Source organism: Niallia sp. MER 6 (assembly GCF_023714395.1).
Lineage (GTDB): Bacteria > Bacillota > Bacilli > Bacillales > Cytobacillaceae > Niallia.
On sequence record NZ_JAMAUK010000011.1, the window covers coordinates 119,675 to 133,220 of the forward strand.

The 13,546-nt window shown below is 39.7% G+C and carries 13 protein-coding genes; all 13 read right to left on the reverse strand.

Going from position 1 to position 13,546, the window contains the following annotated elements:
- Positions 1-240 precede the first annotated feature (240 nt).
- The 13 genes from M3600_RS15215 to prfA all read right to left on the reverse strand — a co-directional run bounded on the left by M3600_RS15215 (position 241) and on the right by prfA (position 13,405).
- The gene (locus M3600_RS15215; RefSeq protein WP_285854798.1) at positions 241-2,469 is read right to left on the reverse strand and encodes a S8 family serine peptidase; all 2,229 of its coding nucleotides are present in this window, start codon (positions 2,467-2,469) and stop codon (positions 241-243) included.
- A 137-nt stretch (positions 2,470-2,606) separates the two neighbouring features.
- Entirely contained in the window at positions 2,607-3,236 is a 630-nt protein-coding gene (upp, locus tag M3600_RS15220; protein ID WP_127739133.1) for a uracil phosphoribosyltransferase, read from the reverse strand.
- A 153-nt stretch (positions 3,237-3,389) separates the two neighbouring features.
- Positions 3,390-4,631, reverse strand: a complete 1,242-nt coding sequence (locus tag M3600_RS15225; protein WP_233315922.1) for a serine hydroxymethyltransferase — start codon at positions 4,629-4,631, stop codon at positions 3,390-3,392.
- Positions 4,632-4,941: 310 nt separating this feature from the next.
- Entirely contained in the window at positions 4,942-5,514 is a 573-nt protein-coding gene (locus M3600_RS15230; RefSeq protein WP_233315923.1) for a TIGR01440 family protein, read from the reverse strand.
- Positions 5,515-5,546: 32 nt separating this feature from the next.
- On the reverse strand, positions 5,547-5,996 hold the full coding sequence (rpiB, locus tag M3600_RS15235; protein ID WP_233315924.1) for a ribose 5-phosphate isomerase B: 450 nt from the start codon (positions 5,994-5,996) through the stop codon (positions 5,547-5,549).
- A gap of 128 nt (positions 5,997-6,124) precedes the next feature.
- A complete protein-coding gene (locus M3600_RS15240) occupies positions 6,125-7,420 on the reverse strand; it encodes a methyl-accepting chemotaxis protein (RefSeq protein ID WP_251646611.1) in 1,296 nt (431 codons plus the stop codon).
- Between the two features lie 11 nt (positions 7,421-7,431).
- Positions 7,432-7,875: a low molecular weight protein arginine phosphatase gene (locus M3600_RS15245; RefSeq protein WP_233315926.1), complete on the reverse strand. Its 444-nt coding sequence runs from the start codon at positions 7,873-7,875 to the stop codon at positions 7,432-7,434.
- A gap of 199 nt (positions 7,876-8,074) precedes the next feature.
- A complete protein-coding gene (locus M3600_RS15250; RefSeq protein ID WP_237942059.1) occupies positions 8,075-8,629 on the reverse strand; it encodes a manganese efflux pump MntP in 555 nt (184 codons plus the stop codon).
- 108 nt (positions 8,630-8,737) lie between these two features.
- Positions 8,738-9,778 (reverse strand): L-threonylcarbamoyladenylate synthase, encoded by a 1,041-nt coding sequence (locus M3600_RS15255; RefSeq protein ID WP_251646613.1) that lies wholly within the window; start codon positions 9,776-9,778, stop codon positions 8,738-8,740.
- A gap of 163 nt (positions 9,779-9,941) precedes the next feature.
- On the reverse strand, positions 9,942-10,400 hold the full coding sequence (locus M3600_RS15260) for a GNAT family N-acetyltransferase (protein WP_233315929.1): 459 nt from the start codon (positions 10,398-10,400) through the stop codon (positions 9,942-9,944).
- A 215-nt stretch (positions 10,401-10,615) separates the two neighbouring features.
- Entirely contained in the window at positions 10,616-11,362 is a 747-nt protein-coding gene (gene spoIIR / locus M3600_RS15265) for a stage II sporulation protein R (RefSeq protein WP_233315930.1), read from the reverse strand.
- Between the two features lie 101 nt (positions 11,363-11,463).
- Positions 11,464-12,321 (reverse strand): peptide chain release factor N(5)-glutamine methyltransferase, encoded by an 858-nt coding sequence (prmC, locus tag M3600_RS15270; protein WP_251646638.1) that lies wholly within the window; start codon positions 12,319-12,321, stop codon positions 11,464-11,466.
- 10 nt (positions 12,322-12,331) lie between these two features.
- Positions 12,332-13,405 (reverse strand): peptide chain release factor 1, encoded by a 1,074-nt coding sequence (gene prfA / locus M3600_RS15275; protein ID WP_233315931.1) that lies wholly within the window; start codon positions 13,403-13,405, stop codon positions 12,332-12,334.
- Positions 13,406-13,546: the final 141 nt, after the last annotated feature.

Consider the following 13,546-nt stretch of genomic DNA (forward strand, 5'->3'; position numbering starts at 1 on the left):
TTAGTATTAACAACATAAAAAGATTAAAATCTCACCTTTAAATATTATCGTTTAACCCCTAAATTATCATATATGAAGCGTTTTATTTTTTCTCTCCTTTCCCGGTAAAAATTTTCTTTTTTATTCTATCATGAATCGAAAAATTTTATATCGAAAAAGGAGATTATTCACATATCTTTCAATTAATTTCCTATTACTTTTATATTAGGGAGATGTTTACAATTGCCAAACTATTTTCGCTTAACGTTTTTCACTATAATTAACTTTGTTACCTACAACCGTTAATTGTCCGCTGACAGCATCTTCTTTGCCTGCTTTTTTGGCAAACGCAATAATTTCATATATACCACTGTCTGGCAGAGAATCTTTCTTAATATTCCCCTTTAACTGACCTCGTTTCACCTCTTTTTTCCAATCAAGAAATTTCACAAACTTTAAGGACTCCTTATCGAATGCAGCTATGCCAAACTCTTCGGCACCTGTCGGTAAATAGGCTTCATAACTGAAGCTCCCATTATTCTCCTCTACCATATTAAAGCCCATTAAACGAGGATATTCCGGTTCTTCAAGTACATACAAATATGGTATCGTTATGGAATTCCTACCTGCATTTACTTCAAGCGCTCCATTCTGCAGCTTGTTTTTAAATAATTTATTGTCTATCATCATTCGGATCGGCACTTTTTTGGTACTGCCGGGAGCTAATGTAAAGGACAACGGCAACTGCCATGTCATGCCTCTTTGCTTAGCAGGCTGTTTAAATGTTACCCATTGAGGTTCACTTCCTTTGTTGACTATTGTTAAATAGGAAGTATGTTCATGTAGATGGTCTGCAAGCTTAAATTTCCCGAATCTCATGCTGCCCGGCAAAACAAGCACCTCTGCTCGTACAGCTTTATCCACCTGGATTCTGCCAGCACCTTGCTCATACACCTTGTAAAGTTCCCCGTTTCTGTTGCGGAGCGGCAGTGCTGTATTCATTAAAGCTGCCTTCACATCTTCCGGACTCCAATCAGGATGAGCTTCTAGCAGAAGAGCAGCAGCACCGGCTACATGAGGAGCTGCCATGCTCGTGCCTTGAAGCGCCAGATAGCCTCCAGGCACTGTGCTGTTAATCACTACCCCAGGAGCAACAACATCTGGCTTTATATCCCATGTGCTTGTGACAGGTCCTCTTGAGCTGAACTCTGCCAGAATATCTTTTTCCCAATAACTGTTGATTTTTGCATATAACTTATTTTTGCCAAGCTTCTCAAGGAGAATACTGCCTTCCTGTTTCGTTACGCCTGCAACTGGAATTGGTATATCTTTTTCCAAGCTTCCAAGCAGAGGACCATCCATATCATTCATAATAAGAACAGCCTTCGCTCCTGCCTTATATGCATTTTCAGCTTTTTCCCCAAACGTTAGCTCCCCCCGCTTCAGGAGCACTACCTTTCCTTTTACGTTATTTAACTCCTTCTTGCGGCCAAGCCCCCCTTGTGCTATTTCTAAACTATTTGTAAAGCTCCATTGCTTACTTTTATCCATCTTATTTAAGATAATCCTTGCTCCGTCTACCTCTATATAAGGAATTTTCATATTAGGTGTTGTTGCTCCAACTGATATAGCCTTAGCAGCTGTGCCCGGAGAACCTACTGTCCAATCGGATGGCCCTGCATTCCCTGCTGCTGCAACAGCCACAATCCCTTTCTCAACTGCCTTATTTAAGGCAATACTTATCGGCAAATCCGGCCCGTTCACTTCACTGCCAAGTGAGAGGTTAAGCACATCGACCTTATCCTTTACCGCTTTTTCAATCGCACTTAATATTTGCTCTGTTGTTCCTGCTCCTCCAGGACCAAGCGCACGGTACGCATAAATTTCTGCATTTGGAGCAACTCCTTGATGCTTGCCCTTTGCGGCAATAATTCCAGCGACATGTGTACCATGCAAAGTATCTCTTAACCCGTTTCCGACTGTTTCCATCGGGTCCTTATCACGATCAACAAAATCCCAGCCTCTTTTAAAGCTTTTCTTTAAGTCAGGATGATTATAATCAATGCCTGTATCAATCACTCCTACCTTTATTCCCTTTCCAGTCAAGGCAGAGCTCTCCTTTAATGCCCCTCTTATCCAATCAGCACCAATTATCTCAGCAGGCCGTTCACTTTCTGCAGTATATGTTTTAACTTGTGATACAAGCTCCACATCATGATTGTCAGCAAGCTTATACAAATCATCTACCGTAGCGCGCACGGAAAATCCTGAAAAAATTTCACAAAATACGGTTCTCTTTTCGCCACTTTTCAGTTTCGTCATTAGCTCGTTCACTTTCGCCTGAGAACATCCGCCTTTTAGCTTTACAATGGCTACCTTTTTTTCCTGTTTGCTTTCTATTGGTAGATCAGGGAGCTCGAGCGCAGCTGCAATAATATGATTAGAACAAGGGAGGATTATAAGCGATAGCAGCAGGATTAGTTTCTTCATATGTATTCTCCTTAGCAAAGGGGATGTAGTTGGTTTTATAATTTGCAGAAGTGATTAAAATATGTGTGGGCATTTTTGGTTACATGTTCTCGAAGCACAAAAAAAGACTGACCTATACAGGCCAGTCTTTTAGCTATTTATTTAGTTCCGAACAATCGGTCACCAGCGTCTCCAAGACCTGGAACAATGTAACCTTTTTCGTTTAGCTTCTCATCAAGTGCAGCGATATAAATATCTACATCTGGGTGAGCTTCTTTTAGAAGTTCTACACCTTCAGGTGCTGCAATTAAGCACATGAACTTGATGTTCTTTCCGCCTCTTGTTTTCAAGGAGTTGATTGCTTCAATCGCTGAACCGCCTGTTGCAAGCATTGGATCTACTACAATGAAATCTCTTTCTTCTACATCAGACGGAAGCTTCACATAATATTCTACAGGCTTAAGTGTCTTTGGATCACGGTAAAGCCCAATATGTCCAACTTTTGCAGCTGGGATAAGCTTCAGGATACCGTCAACCATTCCGATACCTGCGCGCAGGATTGGAATAATCCCTATCTTCTTACCGGAAAGTACGTTTGATTTTGTTCTGCTTACTGGAGTATCAATTTCAATTTCTTCTAAAGGCATATCACGAGTGATTTCAAAAGCCATCAATGTTGCCACTTCATCTACTAACTCTCTGAATTCTTTTGTACCTGTTTGTTTCTCACGAATGTATGTAAGTTTATGTTGAATAAGTGGGTGATCAAATACGTATACTTTTGCCACATCTTTCACTCCGTTTCCTTCTTTATCGTAAACACACTTCTTGTAATTCTACAGAAAAAAGGCTTTCAAATCAACTGAAAGTTTAACTTTACTTACATTATTTTTACCCAAAAAAGAGCCAGCCTATGCTTATGATAGGCTGGCTGCTGTTTCTTATAGTTCTTTATACAATACAAATTTGCTAGTCAATGCTTCCACTCTTTTAGCTGCTTCTGCTAATTTTTCTTGATCTTCATGATTTTTCAATGTGAAGCCGATAATAGAAGCAATTTCGTCCATATCTTCCAAACCGAAACCGCGGGATGTCACAGCAGCTGTACCGATACGAACTCCGCTTGTCACGAATGGACTTGCAGGATCAAATGGAATTGTATTTTTGTTTACCGTAATGCCGACTTCATCCAAAACATGCTCGGCAACTTTACCAGTCAGTCCAAGAGTCTGTAAATCTACTAGCAACAGGTGATTGTCTGTTCCATTAGATACAAGTCTCAAACCTTCTTTTTGTAATCCTTCTGCTAATCTCTTTGCATTTGCGATAATGTTTTCAGCATATACTTTAAAGTCATCTTGCAATACTTCTCCAAAAGCAACAGCTTTAGCAGAAATGACATGCATAAGTGGTCCACCCTGGATTCCTGGGAAGATTGACTTATCGATTTTTTTGCCGAACTCCTCTTTACAAAGGATCATTCCGCCGCGAGGGCCTCTTAATGTTTTATGTGTTGTTGTTGTAACAAAATCTGCATACGGAACTGGATTTTCATGCAATCCTGCAGCAACAAGTCCGGCGATATGAGCCATGTCGACCATTAAGTATGCGCCAACTTCATCTGCAATCTCACGGAATTTCTTGAAATCAATCGCGCGAGGGTATGCACTAGCACCAGCTACGATAAGCTTCGGCTTATGTTCGCGAGCTTTTTCAAGCACGTCCTCATAATTGATTTGTTCTGTTTCCTTGTCAACACCATATTCAACAAAGTTATATTGAACACCACTAAAGTTTACTGGGCTTCCATGTGTTAAATGTCCGCCGTGGGAAAGATTCATACCGAGCACTGTGTCCCCTTGCTCAAGTATAGTGAAATATACAGCCATATTTGCTTGTGCTCCAGAATGGGGTTGAACATTGACATGCTCTGCACCAAAAATTTCTTTCGCACGATCGCGAGCGATATCTTCAACAATATCAACATATTCACAACCGCCATAATAACGTTTTGCCGGATAGCCTTCTGCATATTTATTTGTAAGGACAGAACCTTGTGCTTCCATTACTGCCTCACTTACGAAATTCTCTGATGCAATCAACTCGATTTTTGATCGTTGGCGGCCCAATTCTTGCTGAATAGCTTTGTATACTTGTTGGTCGTTTTGTGCTAAATGCTTCATTTGAATCCTCCCTGTAACACTTATATTATATTTCTTTGATTCTACGGAAAATCTTCTTATATTCTAACACGTAACAAATTTAAAAAGAAGCTAAAAAATACGAATTATTATTTTTATACCTTTATTTATTGTTCGTGTTTTGCTAAGAAAACATCCAATTCCGTCTGATTATTTTCTTAAAATAATATAAATTCGTTTTTTTTATAAGATTTAGCAGTTACCATATATAAAAAACACTGCCGTTTTTAGATTAGCAGCTTATTTGTATAATAAAAAAAGATATCCTGACTTCTTTCAGGATATCTTTTTTCTAGCAAGATTCATTCTCTTTATTTTTTTCATATACAGCTCTTTGTCCGCCAATCAGCTTTGGTCTTGCTTTGGCAAGAGTGACATGTGCTGCACCGAGCTGCTTTTGCGCTACTCTTATCGGCACTGCAACATGCTTTATATGCATTCCTATTAAAGTATCTCCGATATCAATGCCGCCGTCTGCTGTAATATGTTCAACGACAACAGGATCTGCCATATGCTGATAAGCATATGCCGCCATAGCTCCACCTGCCTGGCGTACAGGAATAACAGTAACTTCCGGCCAACCTTTTTCCTCTTGCAGCTTACGCTCAACTACTAAAGCTCTGTTTAGATGTTCACAACATTGAAAAGCCAATGCAACACCTGTTTGTTCCTCGTATTGCTTAAACTCTTGAAAGATAATACTTGCGACATCCTCAGCACCTGCAGTCCCGATTCTTTCACCGATGACTTCACTTGTGCTGCAGCCAACAACAAACAGATGGCGGCTCGTCAAATTTGCCTGTTCTTGATAATCATTTAAGATGCTGTGCAGCTGTTCCACTAACAATGACTTATCTATACCCATAAACAACACTGCCTTTCGTTATAGCATTATGCTTAGGAAGATGTTTCTAATTCATAGTTTGCGATTTTATCGATTCTTGTTTGATGTCTGCTGCCGCTAAAATCAGAAAGCAGCCAAGTCTTCGCTATTTCCCGGGCAAGTCCCGGACCAATTACTCTTTCTCCCATTGCAATCACATTGCTGTCATTATGCTCCCTAGTCAATCTGGCGCTGTAAACATCATGCACAAGTGCGCATCTGATACCTTTTACTTTATTAGCTGCAATGCTCATGCCAATACCAGTTCCGCAAATCAGAATCCCGCGATCGAACTCTCCGCTCGCAACCTTTTCTGCAACTGGCAGTGCATAATCCGGGTAATCTACTGAAGTAGTGCAATCACACCCAAAATCTACATATTCTATCTGCAATTCATTAAGCAAGCTTTTGATTTCTTCTCTAATATTCAATCCGCCATGATCTGAAGCTATAGCAACTTTCATCCTGTTAACCTCCTCTTATTCCTCTATTATTTTCACATAAAAAAGAGCAAATAGAAAGGCTGTTTACATTCTTTTTAGAAACAGAAAACTAAGTAAAAAGTAAGCAGGAAAAAGCACTTATAATACGATTAAATCTTAAATCTGGTGATAGTTTCTTTCAGCTGCTCAGCCTGCTGCTGAAGCTCCATTGCAAGAATATCAACTTCATTAATGATCTTCGTCTGGCTTTCTGCAATAATCATTACCTGCTGCGTTCCTGCAGATGTCTCCTCCGCAATTGCCGCTACTTCTTGAGACTGTCTGGAGGTATGCTCAATCTGCTCCATTTGCTGATGAACTTGGGCTGTAATATGTTTAGTGGAATCTGCCATTTGTTTCACAATAGCCGTCATTTCTTGAAGGGTAGCATTCGTTTTTTCACCTTGTTGTGCTTCTGCATTGGCGCTTTGGACCTGCTGTTTAATCTGGCCAACGACATTTTTGACTTCTGACTGCATATTGGCAATTAGTTCACCAACACCTTCAACAGCTTTGGCGCTCTCATCCGCTAGAACCCTTACCTCTTCTGCTACAACCGCAAATCCTTTACCGTGTTCCCCAGCTCTTGCCGCTTCAATGGAGGCATTTAAAGCAAGTAAGTTTGTTTGTGAGGCAATTGTTCCAACAAACTTTAGAATATCACCGATTTTAGCGGCATTATCTTCTAATCTTTTTACAGATGATAAGGAACGGCTGTTTTCTTCGGCCAACTGCTTAAGGCCAGCTACAAGAGAATGAACCACTTTATTCGTTTCATCTAAGTTTGCAAGCATTTCATTAGAGATTTGCTGTGTATGATCTGCATTTTCCTGGACTGTTTGGGCAATTTTCATCGACTGCTCCACTGCTTCAGCTGTTGCTTGAACAGAATTGGCTGCTACCTCAGATCCGCCTGCAATTTCTTCCACTGCCTTTGAAATAGACACTGTCTGTTCATGAGCTTCCTGTGATTTACCTGTAATTGTTTTAACTGTAGCATTAGTGCTGTTAAAGTTATCTTCAATACTTTTAACCATTTCCCGCAAGTTAGCCAGCATATCATTATAAGCAATGCCTAGTGATTGAATTTCATCATCCGAACTTGAAATTTCCACTTCTTCTCTTATATCTCCATGTGCTGCTTTAATTGCACTCTGCTCCAGACGCTTAAGCGGCTTAATGATAAAACCCGCTGCCAAAAATGCCAGAAATCCAGACCATAAGACTCCTAATGTCAATGTAAGAAGATTAAATACAAAGGCACTAATTCCTAAATCATCCGGAAGCACAGGAAACAGAACATAGATGAAAAACGCACTTGTTGAGTAAGTAATCAATGCCAATACTGTAATAAACAATGCCAGTTTCTTTCTTAAGCTGAACCTATATGAAGCAGTCTTATCCATTTTGTTCTCCCCTAGTTTTCCATTTCTAATTTTTTTATCAGTGACTGTATCAAGCTATGTAATTCCTGATATGTCATTCTATAAAGCTCGACCGAACCTCCAAATGGATCGACAATATCTCCATACTTATCATCATTTACAAATTCCTTTAACGTAAATGTTTTTTCAATTGCATGGGGAAACTGATTGACAATTGCATTCTTATGGCCGACCGTCATCGTAAACACATGTGTTGCCCAGTCTAACAAGTCGCTAGTCAGCATGGAGGAGCGATGATTATGTTCCATTCCCTTTTCCGCAAGCACTTCCTTCAATTGATAAGAAGCCTCTGCGCCGTCTATTGCATAAACACCGGCAGATTTAACTTCGATATTTACGCTGCTATTCTTAAGGATTGCTTCTGCCATTGGGCTGCGACAAGTGTTCCCTGTACAAACAAACAGTACACGTACCATATTTTCTACCTCCTTTTAAGTAAAAGTATAGTATAGACTTTTTTGTCAGCCTAATTTTATGTCACCATTTGGAATCACTACTATATCTATCGACAGGAATTATTATTTTTACACTTCATTCCAAAGATTTAGCTGTTTTTGCAAAACAAAAAGGCAGCCTGTCAATGAAGCTGCCTGCATGTTTATCACTTCGATGTAGTTAAAGATGTAATAGCAGCTTTACGCCAAAAGCAAGCAATATCCCTCCGCCTAACACCTCACCGTAATTACCTAAAAGTCCTTGTGCTTTTCTCCCAATAATCAAGCCGAGCCATGTGAGTAATGTTGCGCTCAAGCCAAAAGCAAGCAGAACTAGCCATGTTTTCGCTTTATAAATACCTAAGCTTAAGCCGACTGAAAAGCTGTCCAGACTCACACTGACCGCAAACACAATCAGGCCGAATCCGACTGGTGTGATTTTATGTTCATCATCTTCTTTAAAGCCAGTCCATATCATTTGCACACCTAAAATGACAAGAAGCACTCCTCCAATAATACCGGCAATTTCTCCAAAATTATCAGATAAGAATCTTCCAGCTAGGATGCCTGCAAGCGGCATAATGACATGAAATATTCCGATAATAAATCCTATCTTCATTATTTGCCTTAGCCGGAGTCTGTACATTCCCATTCCCAGCCCAACAGAAAATGCGTCCATTCCTAAAGCAAATGCCATCAGCATAAGTGTAAATATTTCTCCGATTAGTGTAGACATTACCTTCCCCCTTGGACTTGCTAGTTAAGAATATGCACGTCCAAGTTTTTTTAGAAGCATTTTGTCTATGGTCTATTCAGAAATTTCTTTTGGCATTTTCCCTCAGGGTTATTCAATCACTTGGTGAGAGGCTGCTTTCATCAATCTGTTCATGATTGCGTGTCCTAGACCTTCATATGGAAACATCTCAGAAAAAATAATATCAACATTACTATGGTTAAAGCTTCTCAGCCCATCATATAAATTCGCAGCGACTGTGGATAATTCAGCTCTTTTTCCACATACAAAGATATAATCTGCTTGGTAGAAATCTTGATTTTCTTCTGTTGTAAGCACTCCTGCTTTTTTGCCATTCCGACGTTCTTCCGCTACTAACTCCTGAATTCTTTCTCTTGGAGCCCTCACTAAAAACAACGGTGCGTTTGGGGCATAATGCGTGTACTTCATCCCTGGTGCCTTCGGGGCAGACTCTTTATTTACAAGCGCCTTATCAAGCTTCACTTCTCCAATGACTTTTTCCATTTCCTCCTGTGACACTCCACCTGGACGCAAAATCGTCGGTACAGCATCCGTGCAGTCAATTACTGTTGACTCCACTCCGACACCAGTTGGACCACCATCGACAATGCCTGCTATGATAGAATCTAAATCTTCCTTCACATGAAGAGCTGTAGTTGGACTCGGCTTGCCAGAAGTATTAGCACTCGGTGCAGCGATTGGCAAATTAGCCTCTTCGAGCAGCCTTAGTGCAACAGGATGATCAGGCATTCTTACTCCAACAGTAACTAGTCCTGCAGTAGCAAGCTTAGACAAGGCTCCTTCCTTCAATCGGAAAATAATTGTCAGCGCTCCTGGCCAGAAAGCCTCCATGAGCTGTTCAGCCTTCTCGGGCACTTCTGAAACTAGTTCTGTCAGCTGCTCTTTATTAGCGATATGAATAATGAGAGGATTATCTGACGGCCTCCCTTTAGCAGCAAAGATTTTAGCTATCGCCTCATCGCTTTTGGCATTACCTCCAAGTCCGTAAACCGTTTCTGTTGGAAATGCAACTACTTCATTCTTGTTTAAAAGGTCTGCAGCCTGTTGTATTTGTGGATAACCACTATCTATATCCACATACTTATCCACTGACCATATATTTGTCTTCATACTTATCCACCTTTAGCCAAAACTTGTTTAAATACATGAAATTGCTTGTGATTCTTCAATTTTCGACAAGAATTTTTTAACTGATTCACGCCAAAATTTTTATCTTTTATCTGACTTGTCCACAAATTGTGAATAAAATGATGATTTTTGTGGATAACTCTCCTTAATTATCCACATTATTAATGGAATAATACATAATTTTCGAGTTATTCACAACTTTCATCGCATTAACTGTTGATGACTCTCTGACATCAACAGGCAAATCTTCGACATTAATCTCCTTAAAGCCCAGCAAATAAAAGAGATTACTCGCATTTTTATTATTTACTACGCAATATAGCATACCTAAATTTTTTTCTTTAGCCAACTTTATCGCCTGCTGGAGTAAAAATAGAATTTCCTCTGCAGATCCTTCCTTAAGCACTAGCGCTCTTAATAATCCAGAATCTGCAAAAGGCTGAATACCGATCGTTCCCTTCAGCATGCCTGACTCTGCATCACTCGCTAGAAGACAGAAGTCAATCCAGCTTTCGAGATCATGTAACTTCACTTCTGTTGTTCCCATAAAATCCTTCAAGCTCTCTAAATCCTCACGATTTGCTTTACGTACGATATGCTCCATTATCTCCGTCTCCTTTTTATCATAAAATGAATCTGCTCTTAATTCTATTAATATGAAAAGGGACCGAAAAAAATGATAGAATATTTTCTAATATATATGTATCTATCTACCATCAGCAATTCCGACCATTATTATATAACACTTAGAGAAAATATCGTTGATTTCTAAAATTGTAAAGCCATCTGCAGTATACTACTTGCGCAGATGGCTTCTTTTCATCCAAAAATTTTATCCCAAAGCTCTACTAAGAAAAACTTCACTTCTACATCACTCTCTGTTGATTCATCAACATAGACAGGGTCTTCTTTGTTTTCTTTTTCTTCTTTTTTATTTTCCTGTTTTGCTTCTTTTTTCACTGACTCCGCACTTGCTGTTTTACTATCTGCTTCTTCCTTATCTGCTTTTTCTTTCTGCTTGCTGCCCTCTTCCTTCTTCTCCTCTTCAAATCCGTCACTTACAGCAACACTGTTGGAGAAATCAAGGAAACATAATGGCGGAAATAATACACACCACCAATTTGCACCTTCACCTGCTCCTAATGTAATTAAGATTGCTTCATACTCGCCTGCAGGATATAAGAACTCTCCATAAAGCTTTGTAGGAAAATCTACTTTTCCGAATTTCACTTTCACTGCCTGATCAGAATTTTCTTCCATAACTACGTTTTCTGCTATTTTTTGAATTTCCGGCTGCTTTGCTTTTAATAGCTGTTCAGCTGCTTGCTTTGAAGTTAAATCTGCTACCCACTTTGTAATTTCAGCATTCACTGCATCCCTAACTTTTCGTTTTAAAGCTTGATCTTCTTCACTGTCACTGTTAGCTAAGATTCTTAGTCTGATAGCATCATTTGGAATCACCACTTGCTCGTTTGCTGTTACTTCGTTTTTCGGTATATATAAACTAAAAATAGTTGATATGATAAGTACAAATATATAACTTGTTGCCATTGATTTTCTTTTCATATTAATTCGCCCCCTTGTACAAACAGTGTGGACAGATTAATAGATTCTTAAACTAGCAACTTTTATTTTTTTCAAAATAAAAAACCGCGGAAGAACCGCGGTTAAAATCCAACTTCTGCAAAGACCATTCGATCCTTTTTATTAATATCATACACAACATCCACCTTAGCTGCAGGAAAGGCATTTAACAGCAGTTGTGAAACTGCCTCGCTTTGACCCATGCCGACCTCAAAGCCGACTATGCCTTTATCCTTTAAAACGGAAGGCAGCTGTGCACAAATTCTCTTATAAATATCCAAACCATCTATTCCAGCAAACAGTGCCCGATGAGGCTCATGCTCTACAACTACTTCTGACATTTCAGCAATATCTTCATCTGGAATGTATGGAGGATTAGAAAGGACTACATCGAACCTCCTGCCTGTTTTTATAAACGGTTCAAACAAATCACCATGGACAAAATCAATTGATTCAGCACCATTTCTCTCTGCGTTCTTTTTTGCAACCTGTAATGATTCCTCAAACAAATCGCTTGCAGTCACTTGCAGTCTAGGGTTTTCCAGCTTCATCGTAACAGCTATTGCTCCGCTTCCTGTGCCTATATCAACTACACTGACTTCCCGACTTCCATATAAAACCTTGATTCGCTCCAACATATGATATACAAGTTCTTCTGTTTCAGGCCTCGGGATTAGAACTTCTTCATTCACTTCAAAAATACGGCCATAAAATTCTTCATAGCCAATTAAATATTGAATTGGTATCCCTTTACCATGAAGAGTGATATTTTGCTCAAACAGCTTAAAGGACTCTTCACTCATATCATCCCGAAATTTCATTAACATTTCGGAACGAGTCACACCTAATGCATGCCGCAGTAAAAGCTCGCCGGCATTCTCCTCCCGTCCGTGCTCCTGCAAATAAGAAGAAGCCCATTTAAGGGCTTCAAAAACTTTCATTTGTCTTGTATTACACATCAGATGCACTTTCCAAACGGCTTGATTGTTCTTCAAAGATTAGGGCATCAATGATATCTTCCATTTTTCCTTGGAGAATTTGATCAAGCTTTTGAATAGTTAGTCCAATTCGATGGTCTGTTACACGGTTTTGCGGGAAGTTATACGTTCTTATGCGCTCAGAACGGTCCCCTGTACCAACTGCTGATTTGCGCTGCTGGTCATACTCTGCTTGCGCCTCTTGCTGGAACTTATCATAAACACGAGCACGTAAAACCTTCATCGCTTTTTCTTTATTTTTGATTTGCGACTTTTCATCCTGACAGGATACGACTGTTCCTGTCGGCAAATGCGTCAATCTTACTGCTGACATCGTGGTATTAACACTTTGTCCGCCTGGTCCACTCGAAGCAAATGTATCTACACGTATATCCTTCTCATGGATTTCAATTTCAACCTCTTCTGCTTCAGGCAGACAAGCAACAGTTGCAGTGGAGGTATGAATTCTTCCGCCAGATTCTGTTTCAGGCACACGCTGTACTCTGTGTGCTCCATTTTCAAACTTAAGCTTTGAGTAAGCGCCTTTTCCGTTAATCATGAAAATGATTTCCTTATATCCGCCTACACCTGTTGAACTTGCATCAATTACTTCCATCTTCCAGCCCTGTGATTCTGCATAACGGCTGTACATACGGAACAAGTCTCCTGCAAATAAGGCTGCTTCATCTCCGCCCGCTGCTCCGCGAACCTCCATGATAACGTTCTTATCATCATTAGGATCTTTCGGTATTAGCAGTATTCTTAAGCGCGCTTCTAGCTCTTCGATTTTCTCTGCTGTTTCATCAAGCTCTTCTTTTACCATTTCCCGCATTTCCGGATCAAGCTTTTCCTCTAACATAGAACGGGCGTCTTGGTTTTGTGCTTTTACTTCTTTATATTCCCGGTAAACTTCCACCGTTTCTTGTATATCTGATTGCTCTTTAGAATAATCACGCAATTTTTTTGTATCATTGACAATTTCAGGATCGCTTAATAACTCATTAAGCCTGTCATAACGATCCTCTACCGCTTGCAGACGATCAAACACGTATATTCACCTCAATTTTTTTCCATAACATTTTAATTATATTATAGGCTATTATCCCCGTCAAAACCAAATTAACAAGGAAAAAAACCGCTTCATCGCGTTTATGCACTCATATTAAACCGAAATTGCTTTATAATGAAG

Coding starts and splice junctions, on each gene's coding strand:
- M3600_RS15215 (WP_285854798.1), bottom strand. CDS start 2,469: ATGAAGAAACTAATCCTGCTGCTATCGCTTATAATCCTCCCTTGTTCT.
- M3600_RS15255 (WP_251646613.1), bottom strand. CDS start 9,778: ATGAAGACAAATATATGGTCAGTGGATAAGTATGTGGATATAGATAGT.
- M3600_RS15245 (WP_233315926.1), bottom strand. CDS start 7,875: ATGGTACGTGTACTGTTTGTTTGTACAGGGAACACTTGTCGCAGCCCA.
- rpiB (WP_233315924.1), bottom strand. CDS start 5,996: ATGAAAGTTGCTATAGCTTCAGATCATGGCGGATTGAATATTAGAGAA.
- M3600_RS15240 (WP_251646611.1), bottom strand. CDS start 7,420: ATGGATAAGACTGCTTCATATAGGTTCAGCTTAAGAAAGAAACTGGCA.
- M3600_RS15260 (WP_233315929.1), bottom strand. CDS start 10,400: ATGGAGCATATCGTACGTAAAGCAAATCGTGAGGATTTAGAGAGCTTG.
- M3600_RS15250 (WP_237942059.1), bottom strand. CDS start 8,629: ATGTCTACACTAATCGGAGAAATATTTACACTTATGCTGATGGCATTT.
- M3600_RS15225 (WP_233315922.1), bottom strand. CDS start 4,631: ATGAAGCATTTAGCACAAAACGACCAACAAGTATACAAAGCTATTCAG.
- spoIIR (WP_233315930.1), bottom strand. CDS start 11,362: ATGAAAAGAAAATCAATGGCAACAAGTTATATATTTGTACTTATCATA.
- prmC (WP_251646638.1), bottom strand. CDS start 12,321: ATGAAAGTTTTTGAAGCCCTTAAATGGGCTTCTTCTTATTTGCAGGAG.
- M3600_RS15230 (WP_233315923.1), bottom strand. CDS start 5,514: ATGGGTATAGATAAGTCATTGTTAGTGGAACAGCTGCACAGCATCTTA.